Here is a 24,451-nt window from a genome sequence, read left to right on the forward strand (position 1 = left end):
CGCCTCACATTCCAGGACGCCCGTATGACACCAGCAGCCAGACTGAAAGAACGCCTCAGCAACCCGGGGATCATCCTTGCGCCTGGCGCTTCGGACTCGATCACTGCGCGCTTGGTGGAGCGCGCCGGGTTCGAGGCGATCTACATGACAGGATTCGGGGCGACCGCAACTCGGCTCGGTATGCCGGACATCGGCCTGCTGACGCAGACCGAGATGACGGAGCACGCCCGCAACATGGTCCGTGCAACCACCGTTCCGGTGATCGCGGATGCGGATACTGGCTACGGCGGCCCATCCAACATTCACCGCACCGTTCGCGAATATATCCAAGCGGGGGTGGCCGCGATCCATCTTGAGGACCAGGTTGCGCCCAAGCGCTGCGGACAGATGGCCGGAATACGGCTGATGGATGCAGGCGACAATGTGCTGCGCCTCAAGGCTGCGCTGGAAGCACGCGGCAGCGACGAATTGCTGGTGATCGGCCGCACGGATGCCATGCCGGCAAGCGGGCCGGAGGAGGCGATACGGCGCGCGCATCTCTATCAGGATGCAGGCGTTGACCTCGTGTTCGTGGACGGTGTCAAAAAGATCGCCGAGGTTGAAGCGGTGGCTCGTGCTGTCCAAGGCCCCAAGATCATCTCGATTGTTGATGGCAACGAGACGACCAAACTGACGGCACGCGATCTCGAAGAGCTCGGCTTCTCGGTGGCATTCTACGCGGTTACGGCACTGTTTGCCGCGACCCGTGCGACGGCCGACGCCCTCGCCGAGCTGAAGCACACCGGAACCCCCGCCGGCACAACGCCCCGGCACAGCTATGCCGAATTCAGCGACATCGTCGGACTCGACCAGCACCAATCGCTCGACACTAGGTTTGGGGGACGGTGATGATCCCGCAAAACACCCTCAGCAACGAAGCAGCCTGCCTCGCAGCACTGGCGGGATCGTTCCCGCCCGCCGTTCTGCTGACGGGCGCCGACATTCCTGCGCGCAACCGACACGACACCAGTTATCTGCCGCCCGAGACACCGCTGGCGGTGGTGCGGCCCGGAGAACCTGCTGAGGTGGCTGAGGCAATGCGCCTGTGCGCCATGCACGGCGTCGCAGTTGTGCCGCAAGGCGGCCTGACAGGTCTCGCCGGCGGCGCGCATCCGATCGCCGGCGCAGTCGTGATCTCACTCGAGCGACTCTCGGGCATCGAAGAAATCGACGTCGCCGCGTCGACCATGACGGTGCGGGCCGTGCGCCGCTGGAAGTCGTCCAACAGGCGGCCGACGAAGCTGGTTTCTTCATCCCCCTTGATCTCGGTGCCAGAGGGTCGTGCCAGATCGGCGGAAATATCGGCACGAACGCCGGAGGCAACCGCGTGATCCGCTACGGCATGGCGCGCGAGATGGTTCTGGGGCTCGAATATGTCCTGAGCGACGGTACCCTGGTTTCCGGCCTGAACAAGATGATCAAGAACAATGCGGGTTACGATCTGAAGCAGCTTTTCATTGGTTCGGAAGGCACGCTCGGAATCGTCACGCGCGCCGTCCTGCGGATGCAGCCGAAGCCTGGATGTGTGAATGCCGCTCTTTGCGGCATGCAGTCATATGCCGACGTAGTGGCGTTGCTCGGCGCGGCGCGGCGCGGGCTTGGCCCAATGTTGTCGGCATTCGAGGTGATGTGGGCGGACTACTGGCAGGAGGCGACGGTTACGGTCGGCGTCCGGTCGCCTATCGCGAGCTCCTACCCATTCTATGTCCTGATCGAGGCACAGGGATTGGCCGAAGAGATTGACGGCCCACGTTTCCAGGCGTGGATCGAAGCGCAGTTCCAGGACGATCTCATCGCTGATGCGGCAATCTCGCAGAGCATGCGCGATGTCGCGCATTTCTGGGCGACACGCGACGCCTGCTCGGAATTCGGTAGCCGGCTCGGCGCCCATGTGGCATTCGACATCGGCTTGCCGGTCGCCAGGATGGACGATTTCGCGCAAGCCTCCCGGGCCCGCCTGGCCGGCCAAGTGCCAAACGCGCTCTCGGTGCACTATGGTCATATCGGCGATGGAAACCTGCACATCGTGGCGCTGTCGCGCGGGGCGGTTACCCAACCCATGTCGGAAATCGCTGCCATCGTCTATCAGACCGTCCGGGAATTCGGCGGAACGGTGTCGGCGGAACACGGCATCGGCTTATTGAAAAAGCCCTATCTCGGCTACACCCGCAGCGTCGAGGAGGTTGCCCTGATGCGGCGGATAAAGAAGGCGCTCGATCCGAAGGGAATTCTGAACCCCGGCAAGGTCTTCGACATCTAGGCAGGAACCCGCAGGACACTCGTCGGTATCGCCTGCCTCCGACGTCTTGCCGCGATGCTTTCCCACGCAGGTCAGACGATCGTTGAATTGTCTGCCTCGATCGAGATGCTGCTGGACAATCTCTCAAGGTCGTCAGCGATTGCTGACGCGGCCGATTTCAGAACCGGCGCGTAGCGGGCGCAGGCTTCCTGTTCGGAGGAAAAGGCCGAGGTGAAGTAGGTCAGACCAAGGCTCGCCAGGACTTTCCCCGATTTGCTGATTATCGGGACAGCGATTGTGTTGGAATTGCGCGGCTCGACGAGCGAGGAGCGCGTCGCGTAGCCGTTCGCGCGCACCTTTCGCACCAGTCGCGCCAGTTCCGCCGGATGGTGGCTGAGTGCGTTCTCCGGATCGTCGGATCGACGCAGCACATCGGTGATGAGTTCGGCGTCCTCGCCCTCGAGAAATGCGAAATAGGCCAGACCCATACCACGAGTCAAAAGGTTCAGGCGCCGGTTGACCGTGCTGTGGAACGGTGACACCGGACTGTCCGGCACTGTGCTGAAGCGGATGATCACACCGTCATAGTCCGGCAGGGCGATGGCTGTAGGCCACTTGTGCTTGCGTGTGATGGCGACCGCCCAGGCGCGGCCGGCTTCCACCACCAGGGGCCCCTTGTGGAAGCCGGAGCTGAGCGACGTGACCAGCGCGCTTACCCTGTAGCCGCCCTCCCTGGCGTCATTCTCGACATAGCCGGCGTCCTCCAGCGTTTTGAGGATTCGCACGAGGGTCGGCTTCGGCAGCTTCGTGCGCGCATGCAACTGCGCAATCGTGTTGATCGGCTGAAGGTTCAACTCCTGCAGCACGTTCATAGCTCGTTCGATGGCGCGGATGCCCACGGCTTCTTCTCCCGGCTGACCCATTCCGTTCTACGGAACGGCAGGGACTACCGGTTGAGGCGGTGTACCGTCAATCTTTATGCCCTTCGCGGCAGAGAAAAGGATGAATGACATGGCTGCGAATGATCAGGCAAAGCGAAATCGCGAGGAGGTCAGAACGCTGGTCGCGACTGTCGACGACGCACGCGCGGCCCGGCTCCTCAAGGGAGCGCTCGACCTTCATGTCCATTCCGGCCCGTCGACCATGCCGCGCCAGGTCGACCACTTAGAGGCCGCGCAGGAGGCCGCGGAAGCAGGCATGCGAGCCGTTCTCTTCAAGGATCATCACTACTCTGTGGCGCCCTTCGTCCCCCTGCTCGATCGAGTGCTCGCCCGGCCGGACTTCGCCATGTTCAGCGGGCTGGTGCTCAACAATTCCACCGGCGGGTTCAACCCCTATGTGGTCGATGCACAGCTCAAGATGGGCGCGAAGCTGATCTGGATGCCGACCGCACAGGCGGCCAATCACGTTCGCAGCGCACATCGCAAGACGCGGCTCGCCTCCAACGTACAGCTGAAGCCCTCCCCCCTGCTCAGCCCGCTCGACCCGCTCGGCAATGTGCTCGACGAGGTCAAGCAGATCCTCGATTCGATCGCCGAGTTCGATGCGATCCTGTCGTCCGGCCATCTCCATGTCTGGGAGATCTGGAAGCTCTTTGACGAGGCGCGCTCCCGCGGCGTCAAGCGGCTGCTGATCAACCACCCTAGTACGGGCTCCACTTCAGCTACGAAGACATCAGCGACCTCGCGCGCCTTGGTGCTGTGGTCGAGCAGTCGGCTGGCCTCTACATAGACTCCCGCTTCAACACCTATTCGCCGCAGGAACTGAAGGAGCACATCGAGGCCGCCGGCGTCGAACACTCCTCGATCGGCTCTGACCTTGGCCAGGTAGACAATCCAACCCCAGTCGAAGGCATGCGCCAGGCAATCAAGCTCTGCCTCGCGCTTGGTTTCAGCGACGACGACGTGCGCATGATGGTCGCCACCAATCCGGCTAGACTGGTCGGGCTCGACGGCTGAGCAACATGCGTGTGATTGAGATCGCCAAGCCGGGCGGGCCGGAGGTCCTTCGTCTCGTCGAGCGAGAGATTCCGCAACCGGGCGCAGGCGAGGTGCTCATCCGGGTCGTGGCCGCCGGCGTCAACCGGCCCGACGTCCAGCAGCGCCGTGGCCTATATCCGGCGCCGCCCGGCGCCACCGATATCCCGGGCCTCGATGTGGCCGGCATCGTTCATGCGACCGGCCCCGGGGTTGACGATCTTGAAGTCGGCAACTCCGTCTGCGCCTTGGTCAATGGCGGCGGCTATGCCGAGTTCTGCATGGTGCCTGCAGTACAGTGCATGCCGGTGCCGCGTGGCATGAGTTTCGTCCAGGCAGCGTCTCTTCCGGAGGTTTTCTTCACAGCCTGGAACAACATCGTCTGGCTCGCCCGGCTCGGGCGCGGCGAGACATTGCTTGTCCATGGCGGCACCAGCGGCGTCGGCATGGCAGCCATCCAGATCGCCCGACAGCTTTTCGATGCGCGCGTCCTCGCGACCGCCGGCAGCGAGGAGAAGCGCGCCGTGTGCCGCGACATTGGCACGGAAGCCGCCTTTGACTACAGGGGCGAATGGGATATCGGCATCCGAAAGCATCTGTCGGGATCGGGCGTCGACATCATTCTCGACGGACAGGCCGGCCCGGCAACCCAGCGCCAACTCGACCTCCTCAACGAAGACGGTCGGCTGGTCTTCATCGCCAGCCACCAGGGCGAGTTCGCGCAGATCAACATGCGCCAACTTGTTCGCCGCAGGCTGACCGTGACGGGCTCGACGCTCAGGCCGCGGCCGGCAGACTACAAGGGCCGACTCGCGCGCGAACTGGTCGCACATGTCTGGCCCTTGCTGGAAAACGGACGGATCACGACGCGCATCCATGCGGCCGTGCCCTTCGAAGATGTCCGAGCTGCGCACACAATACTCGATGAGAACATGCAGATCGGAAAGGTCGTGCTGGTGGTCGACCCCGATCTCTCCGGCAGCGTGCCTGTTCGGCGGGACGCTGCCTGACCCCGTGTGGCGCAGCCGGGCGGCGTTCCGCCCGGCCAACCTTATCATTGGCCGGGCATCGGATAATCGGCCTCATTCAAAACCCAGCCCGGCTTCAGCGAGAAATCCATCCGCGGCGGCGCGAAGATGTCGACGAGTTGGTTGACGCCCTCGCCTTCTGCGGTCGTCGTATGGATCGATGGCGGCGGGATGACGCAAATCGAAGGTGACTCGCAGAACAGGTGTTCGTCCTCGCGCCAGGCGTTCATGTTGGTCGTCCACGGCCAGCGAAGATGATGGGTGAACGAGCCGCTCAGCGCCAGCGAACATTGCTCGAAATCGTCGTGATGGTGCGGCGAGACCTTGTCGCGAGCGCGTGGGCCTATCCGCGGCGTCAGATAGTTGATCATGAAGGTCGCACAACGGTAGATGCGCCCGAAGCGCGACGGATCCTCCGGCACATCCAGCGTATACCACCTCACCCTGAAACCGCCAGGAGGCTCGGGCCAGGGCTGAAAGCTCGGCACGTTGGGATGCGTCCCGCGAAAGGACTCGGCGTTGGATGCCGCGTCGGCCATGTCCTGCGACTTTGGCGTGAACAGCCTGACCAAAGTCCCGCCTGTCAGCATGCGAATCGAACTTTTCCCTGGCGGCACGAAGGCCACCGAATACCCTGGCACGAAAGTTGTGCCGTCGGCGGTGATGATTTCCACGCGAGTCTCTGCATCCGGCACGATCACGGCATACTCGTCGGGCTGGTCTGTGCGAGCAAAGACGCCACCTTCGGCAGCTTGGCTATAGGCGACGACGAAGTTCTGGCCGCGACTGATCCAGGTCTTGCCGTTTGCGTCGTTCTGTTGCGGCGCCGTCTCGTAGAAGAGCGCCAGTTCCGACCCGAAGAAGCTCTCGTGCATTCGCACTGGCGTCGGCTGGGCACTGCTGGCCAGGGTGGATCGCGGGTCGCTACGGTCGTACATGGTTGCCTCCTTCTGGTATGTCTTGCGGCTTGCACATGGAAGCGTCAGGCCGGCTTTGGTGCCTGCTTTTTCAGACCGAGAATGTCCCGCGCCTCGCCGGCCGTGGCGATGCGGCCGCCGAGGTCACGAACCATTCGAACAGCCTTCGCAACGAGCGCCGCATTGCTTTCAGCGAGCACGCCCTTCTCGAGATAGATGTTGTCTTCAAGCCCGACGCGCACATGGCCACCGAGCAGCCAGCTCTGCGCCAGCATGGGAAATTCCCAGCGGCCTACGCCGAACGCGCTCCACGGCGCCGCAGGCGGTAGAAGCGACTTCTATGCATAAGCGTTTCCGGGGACGCGATCGCGCCGTAGCGGACGCCAAGCACGATCTGGAACAGCGTCGACGGATCCAACCTCCCCTGTTGGATGAAGTGGTTGCCCAACTGGATGTCACCGCTGTCGAACACCTCCAGCTCCGGCTTCACGCCCGCCTCGGTGATGAGTTCGGCCATGATCGCGAGATTGGCCGGTGTGTTGATGACGACCGAACTGCCCGAATACATCGTGTTCAGATCGAGGCTGCACAGCTCCGGCCGCAGCGACCTAACGTGTGCCACCCGGGGCTCGGGCCGCATCAGCGTGGTTCCCGGCGCGGCGACGCTGGGATCGGCCTCGCTCGGCACGAAGCGCTGGCCGGGCCCCGTGGTCAGGTTGATCACCATGTCCTCGTCCGCGGCGCGCAGACGCTCCACCACCTCGCGGTAGTGCGCCAGATCCATGCTCGGGCGCCCGTCCGGATGACGAACATGGATATGGACGATCGCAGCCCCGGCGCGGGCAGCACCGATGCACGCATCGGCGATCTGCTCCGGCGTGACCGGCAGATACGGTGTCTGCTCCGGCGTCGTGATATTGCCGGTGACGGCACAACTGATGATGGTCGGATTTGCCAAGGAGACGGCTTTCTCTGCGTGTGAATGCTGACGGGCGCATGCGTGGCGCCTTGCTCGCACCCGTGTCCCCGCAAGGGCAACGCCGACGCGTCGGCGTTTCGCGTCGGGAAACGGGGAAGACGCGTTCCGACCTGCGAAATGACCCCTGTTCGGGGACCATTGATACCCACGCAGCCGATAGAAGGGGCCGTTCAGTTGGAAACGCTATGATCGAAAACCGCCCCGCCTTCACGACATTCCGTGAAAGACTCGTGACCAGGAAACGGCTGCTTGGGACGTTCCTCAAGCTGCCGACGACGCAGGTGATCGAGATCCTCGGGACTCTCGGCTATGACTTCGTCATCATCGACCAGGAGCATGCCGCGCTCGACCGCAACATTACGGACCTGATGATCTTCGCCGCGCGCGCCGCCAATATCGCGCCGATCGTCCGGATACCGGAATTCACCGAATCCCTTATCCTGAGCGCACTGGATTCGGGCGCCATGGGAATCATGGTTCCACACGTGACCTCGATCGAGAAGGCACAAGCAATCGCGCGCAGCGCCCGGGCATAAGGGTGGCAGCCGTGGCTTTGCCGGGCTCACCCGCGCCGGCCGATGGGGCAGTGTGGGTGCGGTCGCCCATATGGCTGCGCAGGATTCGCAGGTGGCAGTGATCGCGATGATAGAGGATCAGGACGCCGCACCCGCGGCTGGCGACATCGCGCGGGTTGACGGTATCGACGCGCTCTTCATCGGGCGCGGCGATCTCACTGCGTCCTTTGGCGACGATCCGCAGGCAGGACCAAAGGTGGCGGAAATCAGCCGGCGCGTCGCCGCGGCGGCACGGGAAGCACACGTCCCACTGATGATGTTGCCCACCGGGCGATCCGATTTCGAGTTTGCCACGGGACTTGGGGCAACGGCTCTGGCCTTTTCCAGCGATCATGGCTTTATCCGTTCCGCAGCCGCGGCCGTCATCAAGGATTATGCCGGCTGACGCCGGGACAGATGCACAGGGAAGAGGCGCGCCGCCATGCAAGGTGGCACGAGACACCGGGCGGACCGGTGAGGCGCCGGGAGGAATGCAATCGATGGCAGCTATCGAAGTTTCCGCGCTCGCCGTGCCGCGCACGGTCTTGGTAACAGGTGGCAGCGGTGGTATCGGCCGGGCCGTGTCGGCCCGTCTGGCGAAACTGGGATCCCGGGTGGCGGTCGGCTACCACAGCCGGAGCGACGCCGCTGAGGAGGTCGTATCCAGCCTGCACGGAGACGGGCACATCGCCATCCGCATCTCGATCGAGGATCCTGCGTCGATCGCACACGCAAAGGCGTTGCTCGAGGAACGCTATGGATATCTGGACGCATTGGTGAATTCGGGTGGCGCTACGACGCCGGTTTCGGCCAACGATCTGGATGCGCTGACCGATGAGATCTTCGACCGCGCGGTTTTGCTCAATCTGCGAGGACCGTTTGCAGTGATCCGGGCAATGCGTCCACTGCTTGAACGCGGTGAGAACGCCGCCATCGTCAACATCTCGTCCATCGCGGCGCGCACCGGTGTCGGCAGCAGCCTCGCCTATCTCGCCGCGAAAGGTGGTCTCGACTCGCTTACTGTCGCGCTCGCGAAGGTGTTGGCGCCCAAGGTGCGCGTCTTTTCGGTATCGCCGGCCGGAGTGGACACGGACTTCGTACCCAACCGGACCCGCGAGCAGCTCGAACGGACGGCGGAGAAGTTTCCGCTTCGCCGAGTCACTGTCCCGGACGATGTCGCTCGGGCAGTGGCAGCGTGTATCGTCAGTCTCACGAGCTCGACCGGGATCATCGTCCCCGTAGATGAGGGACGTCACCTCTAGGGCCGTCGGTATCGGGCGAACGCGAGACCCCTGGTGGTAGGCTGACGAATTGGAAAGCGAAAGTAAGGGAGGAGAATGCCGATGACGATCATGTACCGGAAGACTGCCCGGCACCTGCCTCTCTTTGTCGGGCGCGATGCACCGCCAGCACGGGGGCTACTCCGGTGAAGGCAAATCAGGACGTTACCCTCGGGATCTTCTTCGCGGTGGTCGGTATCGTCGCCGGCGCGATCGCGCTTAGCTATCCGATTGGCACGCCGAGCCGCATGGGGCCGGGCTTCTTTCCGGTGATCATTGCCGTTCTGCTGACGCTGACCGGCGGCGCCGTCCTTCTCCGTGCCCGCCGTGCAGGCTCCCTATCCATCGAGTCGGTAACCTGGCGGCCCGTTGTCCTCGTCCCGATGATGGTGGTCCTATTCGCCGTTCTGATCGAACCTTTGGGCCTGCCGCTCGCGATCTTCGTTCTGCTTGTCGGCACGGCCGCCTCGAGCGTGCAGTTCGAAATCAGGTGGAAGGCCGCGGCGGGTGCAGCCTTGTTCTCGGCTGTCTGCGCCATCGTATTCGTCAAGGTGCTCGGTCTGCCGATCCCTCTTGCAGGCAGCTGGCTGCCGTTTTCAGGCTGATCCAACACGCCGGGAGGGCACGATGGATATTTTCGACGGACTGATGCTGGGGCTCTCGACCGCCACCACGCTCTCGAATTTCGGCTACTGCTTCTTCGGATGCTGCTCGGCACAGCGGTCGGAGTGTTGCCGGGCCTGGGCCCGATCGCGACGATTTCGATGCTGCTGCCCTTCACGTTCGGCCTCCCGGTCGACACGGCGCTGATCATGCTCGCTGGGATCTTCTACGGCTCTCAATATGGCGGCTCCACGACGGCAATCCTGATGAACCTGCCCGGTGAAGCCTCGTCCGTGGTTACCACACTCGACGGCCACGAGATGGCCAAGCAGGGCAAGGCCGGCCGCGCGCTGGCGGCCGCGGCGATCGGCAGTTTCTTCGCCGGCACGGTCGGCACGCTGTTCATCGCGGTTGCGGCTCCGCTGCTGGCCGGCCTGGCGCTGACTTTCGGGCCGGCCGAGTATTTCTCGCTGATCGTTCTTGGCCTCGTCACCTCCATGGTGCTCACCAGCGGCTCGCTGCTGACCGCCTTCGGCATGGCGCTTCTCGGCATGCTCTTCGGCATGGTCGGCACCGACATCAACTCGGGCCTCGCGCGCTACACGTTCGGATCGCCGAACCTCCTCGACGGGCTCGATTTCGTGGTGATCGCGACCGGCGTGTTCGGCCTAGGCGACGTGCTAGCCAATCTGCAGAACGAGCACGCCCGCGCCGTCGGCGTAGCGCCGGTCAGCAGGCTGTTCCCAACGCGAGAAGACTGGCGACGTATGGCGGCACCGATCCTGCGGGGCACGGGCGTCGGTGTTGTACTCGGAATCCTCCCCGGAGCCGGCGTGCTGCTGGCTTCGTTCTCCTCCTATGCACTCGAGAAGAAGATCTCTCGGACCCCCGAGCGGTTTGGCAAGGGGGCGATCGAAGGCGTGGCAGCGCCGGAGGCAGCCAACAACGCAGCGGCTCAGACCTGCTTCATCCCGATGCTGACGCTCGGCCTTCCCGGCACGGCGACGATGGCCCTGATGATCGGCGCGCTCGTCGTGCAGGGCGTCCAGCCGGGGCCGGAGATGCTGTCCCAGCAGCCGGCGCTGTTCTGGGGCCTCGTTGTGTCGATGTGGATCGGCAACCTTCTTCTGCTCCTGCTCAACCTGCCGCTTGTCGGCATGTGGGCGAAGTTGATCTCGGTCCCGTGCGCTTCCTTTTCCCGCTGATCTGCGTGTTCACCGCCATCGGCGTCTACTCGATCAACAATAACGTCTTCGACGTCTACATGATGGCCCTGTTCGGCGTGCTCGGCTTCTTCTTCCGCAAGGTCGGCGCCGAGCCTGCTCCTCTCATCCTCGCGCTGATCCTCGGGCCGATGGCGGAGGAATATCTGCGCCGCATGCTCTGCTCATCTCGCACGGCGACGCGACCGTGTTCTTCACCAGTCCGGTCAGCCTCGGCATCCTCGTGGTGACGGCTCTATTGCTGCTTTCGATCCTGTCGCCCCAGTTCAGCAAGGTGCGTGAGGAAGGACTGCAGGAAGCAGACTGAACCGACTCCGCTAAAGGACCGATTGGAGAGCCGCCATGCCAGACGATCCCACGAACCGCCTGCAGCAATTCCTCGACCGAGAGGAACTCTTCGATCTCGTCCGCCGCGAACGCTTCGCCCGCGATCAGCGACGCTTCGACGTGATGGCAGCCTGCTTCCACCCGGATGCCTACATTCGCACGAGCTGGTACGACGGCCAGGGCGGACCTGCCTATGTCGAGGCGACTCGCGCCTTCATGGCGAGAGCGGGCAACGGCAAGCATTGGGTCTTTCCCGCCTATGCTCGGATCGCCGGCGACCGGGCGACGGTCGAGAGCCCTGCCATGATCTTCAGCCGCACGACCCTCGACAGCATCGAGATCGATTTCCATGTCTTTTGTCGCTTCTACTCGCGCGCCGTGCGGGACGAGGAGGGGTGGAAACTCCTGAGCTTTCACGTCCTGTTCGAGCGCGACGTCATGAAACCGGTCAACCCCGCAGACTCTCTGCCGGTGGATTGGGCGCAGCTCGAGACGTTCCGGCCGTCCTACAAGTTCCTCACCTACGTCCAGCGCTCGCGTGGAGTAAACGTCAACCCGAACCTCCTCGGCGATGATCGCCCGGAGCAACTTGCGGAGTTCCACGCAGGCGAGGAGATCTGGCTGGCTGGTGCATAGGCGGCCACGACTACCATTCCGCGATGCGAAATGACCGCAGGGGCTGCGTACGGCACTCACCCATTGCAGGCTAGGGTCGGAATACTTGGTGGGAAGTTCCCCGGGAGGAGGAAGAACATGATCAACAGACGCGAACTGATTGTCTTCGGCGGGTCGGCCGCGGTGCTGGCTTCGACCGGATTCGCCCTTACTGCTGACTGGCCGACCAAACCGGTCACGGTCATCTCGGCCTATCCGCCCGGCGGCACGAGCGATATCATAACACGCCTTGTGGCCGACCTCCTGACGGCGAAATACGGCCAGCAGTTTGTGGTGGAGAACGTCGCCGGCGCAGCTGGCGCTCTCGCCGGAGGTAAGCTGGCTCGCTCTGCGCCGGACGGCTACACCATCCTGGTCTCCGGCAGTGCGCCTATCGCCGCCAACAAGGTTGTCCAGAAGAACCTTGCCTACGATCCGCAGGTCGATTTCACCCCGATCACCGTTGTGGCCGAGAGCTGCGCACTGCTCACCGCGAGCCCCAACGCACCTGCCAAGACGCTGACGGACCTGGTTGCTTATGCCAAGGCGAATCCCGGCAAGGTGAACATCGGCAATCCTGGCGCCGGAACGAAGGGGCATATCTGCGCAGCAATGATCGGCATGCAGGCTGGCGTCGAGATCAATCATATCCCCTACAAGGGTTCGCCGCCGCTGCTTGCCGATCTGCTGGGCGGGCATATCGACTTCGCCCTTGATGCGCCGTCCAACTATCTGCCGCACGTCAAGGACGGTAAGATCACAGGCATCGCGGTGACATCAGGCGAACGTGTGGGAGAGATGCCGGAGGTGAAGACCGTGGCCGAGCAGGGCTTCGACGGCTTCAGCCAGACGCTTTGGTTCGGCGCGGTCGGACCGAAGGACATGCCTGCCGATATCGTCGACAAGATCCGCGTGGCGATCAAGGAATGGACGGAGACGCCTGCCGCGAAAGAGAAGCTCACTTCTCTGGGTCTTACCGCAGTCGTGAATACGCCCGACGAAATGCGCGAATCCATCGAACGCGAGATCGCCGGCATCCGGCCGCTCGTCGAAGCGGGCCTGGTCCAGCCGAGCTGACCGCCGCCGATCGCGGCGGGCGATTGTCCGCCGCGATCGATCCTTCCGCATCCGGTTGCCGAAGAACGGCCGGATCAGCCATTTCCATGTGATGAAGCAACATTTCACCCTCACCATCAACGGCCGGTTGCAGGAGGTCGAGGCATCCGGCACGACGCCGCTCCTCGATGTCCTGCGCAATCACCTTGGGTTGAAGGGCTCCCGTTATGGATGCGGTCTCGAGCAGTGCGGCGCTTGCATGGTGCTTGTCGACGGCGAGGCGGTGTATTCTTGCAGCCGTGAGGCCGAGGCGTTCCAGGGACGCTCCATCATCACGGTCGAGGGATTGGGTGTGGACGGAGCCTTGCATCCGCTGCAGCAGGCCTTCCTCGACGAACAGGCCGGCCAGTGCGGCTACTGCCTCTCGGGTATGCTGATGGCAGCCAAGGCGCTGCTGGACCGCAACCCGTCTCCCAACCGGGCGGAGATCGTCGAGGCGCTGGATGCCAATCTCTGCCGATGCGGAGCACATCTGCGTATTCTGCGCGCAGTGGCCCGCGCGGCGGCGGTCCTGCGTGGGGAAGCCGACGATGGCCGCTAGCCAGAGCCTGCGCGACAATCCGACCTTCGACCGCTGGCTGCACTTTGAGCCGGACCGGACGGTGCGCATCGCCACCGGCAAGGTGGAACTCGGCCAGGGCATCCTGACCGCCTTGGCGCAGATCGCGGCTGAGGAGCTGGACCTGCGTATCGACCAGGTGCGGGTCATGTCCGGCAACAGCGTCGAGGGTCCGAGCGAGGGCTACACGGCATCAAGCTGGTCGGTCGAGCACTCCGGCAGCGCGATCCGGGCGGTGACTGCCGAGGTCAGGGCGCTTGCTCTGGCACGCGCCGCGCTCCGGCTTAATGCGGCGCCCGAAGAGTTGTCTGTGCAGGAAGGAGAGTTCATCAGGAGCGGCAGCGCAACCGGGCTGGACTACTGGCACCTCGCGCCCGAGATCGACCTGTCCGCTGAGGTCACCGGGAGTGCCGCACCGAAACCCGCTACAGAACATCGGATCGTCGGTCGGCGAATTCCACGCCTGGATCTTCCGGCGAAGCTTACTGGCTCCGGCTTCATTCAGGACATCACCATGCCTGGCATGTTGCACGCGCGCGTGCTGCGCCAGCCGGGACGCGGCGCGCGCCTGCTGGCACTCGACGAGGACGCCGTGCTGCGTGCCGCCGGCGAGAGAATAACGATTGTGCGACGGGCGGAGTTCGTCGCTTTCGTCGGCGACGACGAGACCGCGGTGCGCAAGGCGGCAGCGAAAGCGGTCGAAACAGCAATCTGGCAAGACCGGCGAGAGCTCCGATCCGAGCAGGCCACTGCCGGATGGGTGGCCGCGCAACCCTCGCACGACCGCCGCATCGGAGACCCAATGCCCGAAGAGGCGATGACACGTCTCTCGATGCGCTTTTCAAGACCCTTCCTGTCGCACGGGTCGATTGCGCCATCCTGTGCGCTGGCTCTGTGGCAGGCCGGCCATCTGTCCATCTGGTCGCATGCACAGGGTATGCACCCGCTGCGTTCGAACATCGCCGCGACGCTCGGTCTGCCAGTTGACAAGGTGGCATGCCAACATGTGCAGGGGGCCGGCTGCTATGGCCACAACGGCGCTGACGACGCTGCCCTCGATGCCGCGCTGATAGCGATGCAACTGCCGGGCCGCCCCATCCGCCTCTGTTGGAGCCGCGCCGAGGAATTCGCCTACGAGCCGTTGTCTTCCGCAATGGAGGTCAAGGTGCACGCAATGGTCGGTGCGGACGGCCGCCCCGTCGGCTGGACGACCGAGATCTGGAGTGCGGCACATGGTCAGCGACCGGGCGTCGGCGGCGCGTATCTGCTGGCTGCGGATGCACTTGAGACACCTCCGCCGGCGCGGAAGCCCTTCGACATTCCCGAGGAACGCGGCGGCGGCGCGACGCGCAATGGGATACCTCTTTACGATATCGCCGCGAAAGGTATCGACTTTCATCTTGTCCATGATGTCCCCGTCCGCACGTCTTCGCTGCGCGGTCTCGGGGCCACACTCAACGTCTTCGCGATCGAGGGCCTTATCGACGAACTGGCCGCACGCTCTGGCGAAGATCCGTTTGCATACCGCCTGTCGCTCTTGACCGATGCACGCGCGCGGAAAGTACTCGAGCGGGCCGCCGAGATGGCACAATGGTCCGATCGCGGCCCCGGAGGCGCCGGTTTCGGCCTAGGGCTCGGGCTTGCGCGCTACAAGAACAGCTCGTCCTATGCGGCAGTGGTCGCCGCCGTCGAAGTGGACGAGGCGGTGCGCGTCACCGATGTATGGTGCGCGGTCGATGCCGGTCTCGTGATCAATCCCGACGGCGTCGTGAACCAGGTCGAAGGCAATATAGTCCAGGCGATCAGTTGGGCGCTGATCGAGGAAGCGCGGTTCGCCGATGGCGATATCGCAGGCCTCGACTGGGACGCGTATCCCGTCATCCGGTTCCGCGACGTTCCGAAAATCCATGTCGATCTGGTCGAGGCGTCCGGGCATGACCCGCTCGGCGTCGGCGAATGCGCTGGCGGGCCGGCGGCGGCCGCAATCGGCAATGCCGTCGCACACGCGCTTGGCACCCGCATCCGCCATATGCCGATGTCGCGGGACCGGATCCTGGCAGCGCTGTTGGATTCATGAAGAGGAATCGGCAGCCTCTCGCACCCAATCGGTGTCGACGGACAAACATGGAAAGGCTTTACGAATGAATATGTCGGACCAAGGCTCTGCCACATACGTCGGCGAGGAACCCATGCTGTTCTACAGCCCAGGTGCCTGTTCTCTTGCCTCCCACATCGCTCTCGAGGAGAGCGGGCGTCCTTATCGCGCCGTGGAGACCCTCCTGTCGAAGAACCAGCACCAGACGCCGGAATTCCTCGCGATTAATCCGCGTGGCCGCGTGCCGGCATTGGTGGTGGACGGCAACGTGATCACCGAGAACACCGCGATCCTGACCTGGATTGCCTCTGCGTTCCCGGAAGCAGGCCTGCTGCCCGAAAACCTTGTGGAGCGCATGCGGTGTATCGCTCAGATGGCCTGGTTCTCGAACACGCCGCACATTTTCCAGCGCGCGAAATTTCGCCCCTACCGCTTCGTCGACAGGGAGGAGGTGTACGACGACATCCGTGCCAAGGCCGCCTCTAGCTACTGGGAGAGCATGCAGGAAATCGACGCGCTAATCGGCGACAACCGGTGGATGATGGGCGACGCCTACACCGTTGTCGATCCATATGCCCTCGTCTTCTACGGCTGGGGAACCAGCAACGGCCTACCGATGCAGGATCTCGTCAGCTTCACACGGCACAAGACGCAGATGCTGGAGCGACCGGCGGTGGCAACCGTGATCGAGCGGGAAAGGAATCCACACTTTCCTCGGCAGTGAACGTGATCCGAGGCCACCCGCCCGCGAGATCACGGGTTGCGTCAGGTCAGCTTCTTCGGTCGCGCGTCAGACCTCAAGCCAATCCCGGCGGGTGGCTTCGTCCGCCAGAAGCTCAGCGGGTGTTCCTTCGAAGACGATCCCGCCGTGTCCCATCACGTAGACGCGGTGCGAGATGCGCATCGCGATCACCAGCCGTTGCTCGACCAGCAGGATCGAGATGCCACGCCGGGCGATCTCCTGGAGGAGTTCGCCAATGCGTTCGACCATCTGCGGCGCCAATCCCTCGGTCGGCTCGTCGACCATGATCAGGTCCGGGTCGCCCATCAGCGTGCGGCAGATCGTCAGCATCTGCTGCTCACCGCCCGAAAGTGCTCCGCCCGGCGCATCTGCACGGTCCTTGAGCTGGGGAAACAGCCGCCATGTTTCGTCGAGGCTCCAGCGGCCGCCCTTCTGGCCGGACTTGATACCCAAGAGCAGGTTCTGCTCGACCGTCAGCGTTGGGAAGATCGCACGCTCCTCGGGCACGAAGCCGATGCCCATATGCGCAATTTCATGCGGCTTGCGGCCAGCGATCGACTTGCCTTCGAAGACGATCTCGCCCCGCGGCTCCGGGTCACCCATGATCGCCTTCAGCGTCGTGGAGCGACCGACCCCGTTGCGACCGAGAATGCTGACGATCTCGTTCTCCCCGACGTCGAGGTCGACACCCTGCAGGATATGGCTCTTGCCGTAATAAGCATGGAGGTCGCGAACCTTCAGCATCAGGCGGCCTCCGTTCCGAGATAGGCCTGCTGCACGGCAATGTTGGCTTTGATGCGGGCGGGCGTATCCGACGCGATAACCTCGCCATAGACGAGAACGGAGATCCGGTCGGCCAGGTCGAAGACGACGTGCATGTCGTGCTCGATCATCAGCAGCGTGCGGTTCTCGCTGACCTTGCGGATCAGTTTCACCACGCGTTCGGTTTCGGCATGGCTCATCCCGGCAGTCGGTTCATCAAGCAGCAGCACGTCTGCGTCGCCGGCGATGGTGAGACCGATCTCCAGCGCACGCTGCTCGCCATAGGTCAACACCCCGGCCGGGGTGCGCCATCGGTCGAGCAGGTCGATTTCAGCGAGTATCTCCTCCGTGCGGCTGTTCGCATCCTCGAGCCTGTCGACATCGCGCCAAAACGAATAGCGATAGCCGAGCGCCCAGAGGGTCGCACAACGCACGTTCTCCCACACGCTCAGGCGGGGAAAGATGTTCGTCACCTGGAAGCTGCGCGATAGGCCCCTGCGATTGATAAGCTGGGGCTCAAGACCGGCAATTTCTTCGCCGCGCAGACGGATCGAACCGGCACTCGGCCGCAGATGGCCGCTGACGAGGTGGAAAAGCGTCGACTTGCCTGCACCGTTGGGCCCGATGATCGCGTGCCGCTCGCCTTCAATCACAGTAAGATCGACGCCGCGGATGATCTCCATCTGCCCGAAGCTCTTGCGCAGACCGGAGAGCTGGAGTGCGGGTGTGGCGGCGCTCATCGCGCCCTCCCCTCGGCAAGTGCCTCGTCATAGGCGCCGCGGGCAAGTCGCGCGGCACGCAGATAGAGCCAGCCTCCGCCGACGGTCAGCACCAGCCCAGCGACCCATGGCAGTGGTGAAGTGACGTCGAACGGGATCTTGTAGAGTGTCAGGTCCGGGCCATAAGAGTCGCGTATGCTGAACTGATGGCTCGTCTCGGCGAGGATGCTAAGTCCGATCACGGCGACGGCGCCCGGCAGAAGCGCGAGCAGATAGTACGGAACGACGCGATGGAGCGTCCGGTTGGCGAGCAGCGGCTGCTGCTGAGCCAGCAGCCCGGCCAGGCCTCCCGGGACGAACATCACCATGCCGATGAACAGAAGGCCGACATAAAGGGGCCAGATCTGCGTGGCGTCGCTGAGCGCCAGTTGAAGCCAAGTTATGAGGATGGCGCCAATGATAGGGCCGGCGAAGTTCCCCATCCCGCCGATATAAGTCATCAGGATGACCGAGCCGGATTCGACAGCACCCATCTGCGATGCGTTGATGATCTCGAAATTGATCACAGACAGGCCGCCGGCGATGCCTGCGAACAAGCCGGCAAGACTGAAGGCGATGAATCGCACGCGCTGCGTGTCGTAGCCGATGAAGGCGGTGCGCTGCGGGTTGTCGCGCACGGCGTTGCAGATGCGGCCGAAGGGCGTCCGGGTGAGCGCATACATCGCTGCGATCGACACGAAGCACCAGGCGGCGATCAGGTAGTAGACCTGAAGCTGCGGTCCGAAGCTGTAGCCGAACAGGCTCATCACTTCGGTTCGGTCGGTGGTGATACCCTCCTCGCCGCCGAAGAAACGGCGCAGGATGAGTGCGCTCGACACCACTAGTTCGCCGATCCCGAGCGTGATCATCGCAAAGGCCGTGCCTGCACGTCTGGTGGCGACAGCGCCGAACAATACGCCAAAGAACAGGCCACTCAGTCCGCCGATGACAGGGAACAGCGGCAGCGGGATCGGCCAACCACCGCCGCCTGCCAAGTTGAGCAGGTGCACGGTGACATAACCGCCAAGACCGAAGAACACCGCGTGGCCGAACGACAGCAGACCGGTCTGGCCGAGCAGCATGTTGTAGGACAGCGCGAAGATGATCATCGTGCCCATCAGGCACATCGTGGACACTGCGAGCCGCGAACTGAACAGGTAGGGCAGAAGCAGCAATACGGCAGCCAGTGCGATCCAGACGATGTAGCGCATCGGGAAGCCGGTCCGGCCGACGCGCGTTCCGCCCTGGGAGAGTGTGATTTCCTCGCTCATGTGTCGCGCGTCCCCATAAGGCCGCGAGGCCGGAAGATCAGGATCAGCACCAGAAGAAGATAGGGCAGGATCGGAGCGACCTGTGCGACCGTGACCCTCCAGATGTCGCTCAACCAGTCTGCGAAGATTGCCGCCGTGCCGGTCGTGCCGAACACGTCGGCAAAGGAGATGTTGAAGGCGACGGCGAATGTCTGGACGAGCCCGATCAGCAGCGAGGCCGCCAGCGCCCCGCCCAGCGAGCCGAGCCCGCCAACGACTACCACAACGAACAGGATGGGCCCGAGCAGCCCCGCCATGTTGGACTGGGTGACGAGGATCGGCCCGGCGATGACGCCAGCGACAGCGGCCAGCCCAACGCCAACTCCGAAGACGAGCATGAAGATGCGATCGACATTGTGCCCAAGCATGCCCACCATGCCGGGGTGGCTCAGCGCCGCCTGGACGATCAGACCGATGCGGGTGTAGCGCACCACCATCAGGAGGCAGAGGAAGATCGCCACCGAGATCAGCAGGCCGAACAGCTTGAATGCCGGATAGTTGCTGGCGAACAGCGTGAAGGCCGAGAAATCGAGCGAGGGCGGCACCCGGTAGTCGGCCGGCAGCTTGCCCCAGATCATCTCGACCACTTCCTTGATGACGAAGGTCAGCCCGAACGTGAACAGAAGCTCGGCAACGTGGCCGTGCCGGTGGACGCGCCGCAGCCCGTAGCGTTCGACGGCCATGCCGATGACGCCGACGATCACCGGCGCCACGACGAGGGCCGGCCAGAAGCCGAGCCTGCGGCTGATCTCGAAGCCGAAGAACGCACCGAGCATGTAGAAGCTGGCATGGGCGAGGTTGAGCACGCCCATCATCGAGAAGATGACGGTGAGGCCGCTTGCCATCAAGAACAGCAGCATACCGTAGAGGACGCCGTTGAGCGCCGAGATGAGAATGATTTCGACCACGAGCGACCGTCCGCTGGCTTGCCGGCGCGAGACGAACGCCTCGCGCGTGAAAGAGAGGCGGCGCCGGTGAACCCCGCGCCGCCAGGGCGGTCAAACCTACGGACGCTTCATCTCGCAGGTCGTGGGAAGCAGCGTGGATTCGGTCGGAACCTCTGCCGCCATCTTCCAGCCCCAGCCGGTATGCTCCTCGTCGAACTTCTGCCCGGCATCGAGCGGTCCGAGCGTGGAAATGTAGAGCGGCTGGAAGAACTGATGGTCGTCCGCGCGAAGGAAACCCTCGGCACCAGCCGCGAAGCTATTGTGCTTCATGCCCTCGAGTTTCGGCACGAAATCGCCCGGATCCTCGGACTTCGCCTCTGTCATTGCCTGGAAGACCATGTCCATCATGTTGAACATGCGCGGATAATACACCGGAGCGTTGGCAAAGCGCTTCATCAGCGCGCCGGCTCGTTCCTCGGCCGGACCATAGCCCTGGTTGTTGATGCCTTCGTTGATCTGGAAGACGCGGTTCTCAAGATTGGCCTGCTTGATCGCCGTCGGACCGCCGGCGCCACCGGCATAGAAGGTGTACCAATTGACGTCGAGCCCCGCCTGGCCGGCAGCCTTGATCAGCAGCGCGAGATCCTGGCCCCAGTTGCCGGTGATGACCGTGTCGGCGCCGGACGCCTTGATCTTCGCGACATAGGGGGCGAAGTCGGTGATCTTGACTAGCGGATGGAACTCGTCGCCGACGATCTGCACATCGGGACGCTTCTGCGTGAGCATGCTCTTTGCAGCACCCGCGACGGCGTGTCCAAACGAGTAGTCCTGCGAAATCAGATAAACCTTCTTGACGTCCTGCTTGTCCTTGATGAAGTTCGTCAGTGCTTCCATCTTGATGGCCGCGCTCGCATCCCAGGTGAAGTGCCAGTAGCTGCACTTCTCGTTGGTGAGCACGGGGTCGATCGCCGCATAGTTCAGGTGAACGATGTTCGCACCCGGATTGCGGTCGTTGTATTTGGTGATGAAGTCCGACACGGCGACTGCCACCGAAGAGCCGTTGCCCTGGACGATGACCTTGATCCCTTCGTCGATCGCCTTTTGAACCTGCACCAGGCTGATCTGCGGATTGGTCTGGTTGTCGTAGCCGACGATCTCGACCTTCTTTCCGTTGACGCCGCCCTTGGCGTTTATTTCATCGGCGATGAAGTTGAGCTGGTTCATGCCGATCTGGCCTATGCTCGCGCCGCCGCCCGACAGCGGATCGACATAGCCGATCTTGAGCGTGTCCTGTGCCAGCGCCGACATCGCCGTAGCGCCGAGCAACGACAGCGCGAGCACTGTCGATCCGATCAGTCTTTTCATGGTCTTTCCTCCCTTGGAATATGCCGGCCAATCCGGCCTGCCCGTCTAGCCGGATCCCTATGCGGGACGGCGTCTCCTCCTCGATCCCTGCGGATTTTCCCGTCAGCCGGCCTCCTCGCCAACCAATTCGAAGACCGCCGGACCACCCTGCCCTCCTGGTCTGGGTGTCCTCGCCTCCTTGCGACGTGCGGTGGAACCGTCTGGAGCCTCTACTCCTGAAGGCTGCGCCCCGACCTCGCTGCGTCCATTTTCCTCCATTCACTCACTAGATAATTAATTTTTTGGAAGCAAGTAGTTCTTCGCTTTCAGGCTTCCTTTGATTGTCGATAAGCGGCTTCACCGCTACCGAATTGACAGGGCGGCTATTCCGCTTTGCCGGGCCGGCATCAGCGCATGCGACCTGCGCAGTCGCCAACCGCTCCAGTCACGATTGCGACGCGTCCGTCCAGGTCAGACGCGACTTCCCACGAAGCGGGGCCGACGCCGCCGATCAGGCCGGCGAAGCCTTCCGGCAGATCGCCAGAAAGCCAGCGGCCATGAAGGTCGACATGCGCTGCTTCACGGCCGCGAAATCCTCCGATCGGCAGAGGCCGCCGGAGAGCTTGTCGATGCGACCCGTACGCGCCAGGGTCAGCATCAGGGCGCCCGTCACGAAGTGGTAGCCCCAGAAGATGTCCTCATCCGCGCAACCGGGCAGCGCCCGCTTCAGGATGCCGATGAGGCGAAGCACGACCGGGTCGAAATGCTCATCCATCATCGCGGCGCCCCACTGGGGTGTGTTGGCGACCTGGGAGGCAAGCGCGGCGTAGTTCTTCCAGCCTTCGCCGCCCTCGATGTAGAGATCGAGATCCGTATCGAGGAAGGCACGTAGCGCGCCCTCCACCGTCGGATTGTCGCCCGCCGTCCTTTCATACTCCTCCAGCATGCCCATCCGCCGCTCGCTGGTGACGACGGCGCGACGCGCAAACACCCGGTCGAACAGAGCTTTCTTGTCGTCGAAGTAGTAGTTAATGAGAGTGTGATGGACGCCGATAAGCTTCGCGACGTCCTTCAGCGTAACGCCGTAAAGACCATGCTGGGAGAACAGGAGTTCTGCCGCGTCGAGGATCTGTTCGATCATCTCCGCGCGTTGTTCGGCCTTGGTGGAGGCCTTGCGGCGAACCGGTCTCATGTCACTCAAGCGGATACCCTCTTCATCGCGACGACGCGACCGACGTCGGACTCTCGATCGCCCGGACCGCATGCACGCACTCAGCCCCGTCCGTATTGCGAGCGAAGATGCAATTTGTCCACCTTGCCCGTGGCGGTGGTAGGCATCTTCGACAAGCGCATGGCCTCATCGGGTATCCGCATCCGTAAGCGGCGCCGCCACGCCGACATTCCAGTTCCATGGTACGTCGCCCGCATTGCGCCGCTGGCGCACGACTTCGTCGGCCAGCGCGAACATGCCGGGCATGAGGTCGGCTTCGACTAGCGGCGCATCGGCGAAATACATATGCCGACCGGTGATGGTGTGATCCGGCCAGGTCGGCCAGTCTTCCGATATCGGCGCGGCCGCGTTGGCAAAGGAAATCCAGTAATCACCCATAGCGCGCGAGAGCGCGGCTTCGGCCTTCGTCGCGGGTACGGCTGGCCAGAGCGGTGGCGTGTGGTCTGCAGTGCCGAAGAGATAGGGCAGTTCGCACCCGTGAAAGGCATCAAGCCCCGCTTCGCTCGCTGCCGGATAGGTGTGGTCGAACAGATAGACGAAAGCCGGAGCGCCTATACCCTTCTGCGCTTCGGCGAGCTTTAACGCGGTCCATCCGTAGAGAGCGTCGCGAATGCTCGCGAGGGCGCTCTCCCGAACATTTCCAGGGCCGTAGAGTGCAAGGAAGCGCTCCGCGAGACTGCCATATCGCCGACGGATCTCGTCCTCATGCTCCTTTCCCGTCTGTGGCAGCGTCGGGATGAGAAACGGCAACGAGCGTATTTCGCCGCCGTTGAAACCTGCGATCAGCGGTACCTTGGCCTGGTGTCCGCGCTCGAAGACGTCGACCAATTGGGCCGGCAGGAGCTGTCCGTCTATCGTGCCAAGCGGCGTGAAGCCCGCACGCAGCGCAGCGTCGGCGAGATCCCCCGCATCTATCGCCCGTAAGGCGCTGACATTCCGCGCTCCAAGAATTTCGCCGAGGCGTTCGCCCGTCACTTCGGCCGGTTCATGGCCGTCGCGACGTTCGCGGAGCGCGGGCATGGAAATCATGTAGGCGCTTTGCGCGATTGCTTTGGCGAACAGGCCGCGTGCGGCGGGAGATGCCAGCAGGTAAAGCACGCTCAGAGCTCCGGCGGATTCACCCGTCACCGTCACGTTGCCCGGATCGCCGCCCACAGCGGCGATGTTGTCCCTGACCCATGCCAGCGCCGCGATCTGGTCGAGCAGGCCGCAATTGCCGGAGACGCCGTCCGGGGATTCAGCGCTCAGGTCCGGATGCGCAAGGTAACCGAAGACGCCCAGTCTGTAGTTGATCGAAACGACCACAGCGCCACGGCGCGCCAGGGCGGCGCCGTCGTGCAGCGGATCGCTCCCGGCACCCCAGATGAAGGAGCCGCCGTGGATCCAGACCAGTACCGGCAGGTCTCGCGCTCCTTCCGGTGCCCAGATGTCGAGATACAGACAGTCCTCGCTGGTCGCGGCCAGCGGCCGATCGTAGATACTGCCGAAACGCCGGGACGGCTGGACACAGGCGGGACCGGAGTCGATCGCATCGCGAACGCCGTGCCAGGGCACAACAGGTTCAGGGCGCCGCCAGCGTCGCTGGCCGACAGGGGGCAAGGCATATGGAATGCCCTTGAAGACGCGCACTCCGTCAGCGGTTACGCCCAGCGCATCGCCACATGGAAAATGCGAGATCGGGCCGCGCATCGCGGCGTCGACTGCCTCTGGTATCGAGTGCCCTGTCAGAGTCTTCCTCCCTCCGAACATCTTGCGCCCTCACCGGCTTAAGCTTGGACGCTCTCCCTGGCAGCAACCCTCCCGACGACAGGGCAGCATCAATGGCCGC

Annotated in this window: 22 protein-coding genes and 3 pseudogenes; 15 read left to right on the forward strand and 10 right to left on the reverse strand. The window is 63.5% G+C overall.

Features of this window, described 5'->3' with window-relative positions; genetic code table 11:
• Nucleotides 1-24: 24 nt before the first annotated feature.
• Complete coding sequence (locus tag LRS09_RS05470; protein WP_257804779.1) at nt 25-888, forward strand: oxaloacetate decarboxylase; 864 nt, start codon at nt 25-27, stop codon at nt 886-888.
• Nucleotides 888-2,299, forward strand: a pseudogene (locus LRS09_RS05475) (FAD-binding oxidoreductase). The gene LRS09_RS05470 and the pseudogene LRS09_RS05475 overlap by 1 nt, the downstream one beginning before the upstream one ends.
• 71 nt (nt 2,300-2,370) lie before the next feature.
• Here the strand turns inward: LRS09_RS05475 and LRS09_RS05480 are convergent.
• Complete coding sequence (locus LRS09_RS05480) at nt 2,371-3,177, reverse strand: helix-turn-helix domain-containing protein (RefSeq protein WP_257804780.1); 807 nt, start codon at nt 3,175-3,177, stop codon at nt 2,371-2,373.
• A 112-nt stretch (nt 3,178-3,289) separates the two neighbouring features.
• Between LRS09_RS05480 and LRS09_RS05485 the strand changes: the two genes are divergently transcribed.
• From LRS09_RS05485 to LRS09_RS05495, 3 genes are read left to right on the forward strand one after another with little or no spacing between them, the layout of a single operon-like run.
• Entirely contained in the window at nt 3,290-4,009 is a 720-nt protein-coding gene (locus tag LRS09_RS05485) for a DUF6282 family protein (protein WP_257804782.1), read from the forward strand.
• Nucleotides 3,979-4,236: a hypothetical protein gene (locus tag LRS09_RS05490; protein WP_257804783.1), complete on the forward strand. Its 258-nt coding sequence runs from the start codon at nt 3,979-3,981 to the stop codon at nt 4,234-4,236. The genes LRS09_RS05485 and LRS09_RS05490 overlap by 31 nt, the downstream gene beginning before the upstream one ends.
• 5 nt (nt 4,237-4,241) lie before the next feature.
• The gene (locus LRS09_RS05495) at nt 4,242-5,264 is read left to right on the forward strand and encodes an NAD(P)H-quinone oxidoreductase (RefSeq protein ID WP_257804786.1); all 1,023 of its coding nucleotides are present in this window, start codon (nt 4,242-4,244) and stop codon (nt 5,262-5,264) included.
• Between the two features lie 44 nt (nt 5,265-5,308).
• On the opposite strand, the gene LRS09_RS05500 is transcribed toward LRS09_RS05495, so the two are convergent.
• A complete protein-coding gene (locus LRS09_RS05500; protein ID WP_257804787.1) occupies nt 5,309-5,983 on the reverse strand; it encodes a hypothetical protein in 675 nt (224 codons plus the stop codon).
• 281 nt (nt 5,984-6,264) lie between these two features.
• Nucleotides 6,265-7,157, reverse strand: a pseudogene (locus tag LRS09_RS05505) (3-keto-5-aminohexanoate cleavage protein).
• Between the two features lie 251 nt (nt 7,158-7,408).
• Between LRS09_RS05505 and LRS09_RS05510 the strand changes: the two are divergent.
• The 10 genes and pseudogenes from LRS09_RS05510 to LRS09_RS05555 all read left to right on the forward strand — a co-directional run bounded on the left by LRS09_RS05510 (nt 7,409) and on the right by LRS09_RS05555 (nt 16,313).
• A complete protein-coding gene (locus LRS09_RS05510) occupies nt 7,409-7,714 on the forward strand; it encodes an aldolase/citrate lyase family protein (protein ID WP_257804788.1) in 306 nt (101 codons plus the stop codon).
• Between the two features lie 70 nt (nt 7,715-7,784).
• Nucleotides 7,785-8,138 (forward strand): aldolase/citrate lyase family protein, encoded by a 354-nt coding sequence (locus tag LRS09_RS05515; protein WP_374684810.1) that lies wholly within the window; start codon nt 7,785-7,787, stop codon nt 8,136-8,138.
• A 94-nt stretch (nt 8,139-8,232) separates the two neighbouring features.
• Nucleotides 8,233-8,994: an SDR family NAD(P)-dependent oxidoreductase gene (locus LRS09_RS05520; protein ID WP_257804789.1), complete on the forward strand. Its 762-nt coding sequence runs from the start codon at nt 8,233-8,235 to the stop codon at nt 8,992-8,994.
• A gap of 164 nt (nt 8,995-9,158) precedes the next feature.
• Entirely contained in the window at nt 9,159-9,617 is a 459-nt protein-coding gene (locus LRS09_RS05525; protein ID WP_257804791.1) for a tripartite tricarboxylate transporter TctB family protein, read from the forward strand.
• Between the two features lie 22 nt (nt 9,618-9,639).
• A pseudogene (locus LRS09_RS05530) lies at nt 9,640-11,145 on the forward strand (tripartite tricarboxylate transporter permease).
• A 35-nt stretch (nt 11,146-11,180) separates the two neighbouring features.
• Nucleotides 11,181-11,801, forward strand: coding sequence for a nuclear transport factor 2 family protein (locus tag LRS09_RS05535; protein ID WP_257804795.1), 621 nt, complete (start codon nt 11,181-11,183; stop codon nt 11,799-11,801).
• Nucleotides 11,802-11,918: 117 nt separating this feature from the next.
• A complete protein-coding gene (locus tag LRS09_RS05540) occupies nt 11,919-12,896 on the forward strand; it encodes a tripartite tricarboxylate transporter substrate binding protein (RefSeq protein WP_257804798.1) in 978 nt (325 codons plus the stop codon).
• A 91-nt stretch (nt 12,897-12,987) separates the two neighbouring features.
• Nucleotides 12,988-13,476 carry a (2Fe-2S)-binding protein gene (locus LRS09_RS05545; RefSeq protein WP_257810132.1) on the forward strand — a complete coding sequence of 163 codons (489 nt, stop codon included), beginning with the start codon at nt 12,988-12,990 and terminating at the stop codon, nt 13,474-13,476.
• Complete coding sequence (locus tag LRS09_RS05550) at nt 13,466-15,571, forward strand: molybdopterin cofactor-binding domain-containing protein (protein WP_257804800.1); 2,106 nt, start codon at nt 13,466-13,468, stop codon at nt 15,569-15,571. Before LRS09_RS05545 ends, LRS09_RS05550 begins: the two co-directional genes overlap by 11 nt.
• A gap of 112 nt (nt 15,572-15,683) precedes the next feature.
• Entirely contained in the window at nt 15,684-16,313 is a 630-nt protein-coding gene (locus LRS09_RS05555; RefSeq protein WP_257804803.1) for a glutathione S-transferase family protein, read from the forward strand.
• A 66-nt stretch (nt 16,314-16,379) separates the two neighbouring features.
• Here LRS09_RS05555 and LRS09_RS05560 read toward each other — a convergent pair whose 3' ends face one another.
• The 7 genes from LRS09_RS05560 to LRS09_RS05590 form a co-directional block, all read right to left on the reverse strand.
• Nucleotides 16,380-17,075, reverse strand: a complete 696-nt coding sequence (locus LRS09_RS05560) for an ABC transporter ATP-binding protein (protein ID WP_257804805.1) — start codon at nt 17,073-17,075, stop codon at nt 16,380-16,382.
• On the reverse strand, nt 17,075-17,833 hold the full coding sequence (locus tag LRS09_RS05565) for an ABC transporter ATP-binding protein (RefSeq protein ID WP_257804806.1): 759 nt from the start codon (nt 17,831-17,833) through the stop codon (nt 17,075-17,077). The genes LRS09_RS05560 and LRS09_RS05565 overlap by 1 nt, the downstream gene beginning before the upstream one ends.
• On the reverse strand, nt 17,830-19,122 hold the full coding sequence (locus tag LRS09_RS05570) for a branched-chain amino acid ABC transporter permease (RefSeq protein ID WP_257804808.1): 1,293 nt from the start codon (nt 19,120-19,122) through the stop codon (nt 17,830-17,832). The genes LRS09_RS05565 and LRS09_RS05570 overlap by 4 nt, the downstream gene beginning before the upstream one ends.
• The gene (locus LRS09_RS05575; protein WP_257804810.1) at nt 19,119-20,069 is read right to left on the reverse strand and encodes a branched-chain amino acid ABC transporter permease; all 951 of its coding nucleotides are present in this window, start codon (nt 20,067-20,069) and stop codon (nt 19,119-19,121) included. The genes LRS09_RS05570 and LRS09_RS05575 overlap by 4 nt, the downstream gene beginning before the upstream one ends.
• Nucleotides 20,070-20,165: 96 nt before the next feature.
• A complete protein-coding gene (locus LRS09_RS05580; protein WP_257804811.1) occupies nt 20,166-21,413 on the reverse strand; it encodes a branched-chain amino acid ABC transporter substrate-binding protein in 1,248 nt (415 codons plus the stop codon).
• 490 nt (nt 21,414-21,903) lie between these two features.
• Nucleotides 21,904-22,584, reverse strand: a complete 681-nt coding sequence (locus LRS09_RS05585; protein ID WP_257810133.1) for a TetR/AcrR family transcriptional regulator — start codon at nt 22,582-22,584, stop codon at nt 21,904-21,906.
• 165 nt (nt 22,585-22,749) lie between these two features.
• Entirely contained in the window at nt 22,750-24,372 is a 1,623-nt protein-coding gene (locus LRS09_RS05590) for a carboxylesterase family protein (RefSeq protein ID WP_308240281.1), read from the reverse strand.
• Nucleotides 24,373-24,451: the final 79 nt, after the last annotated feature.

Origin of the sequence: Mesorhizobium sp. J428 (assembly GCF_024699925.1) — a bacterium.
GTDB lineage: Bacteria > Pseudomonadota > Alphaproteobacteria > Rhizobiales > Rhizobiaceae > Mesorhizobium_A.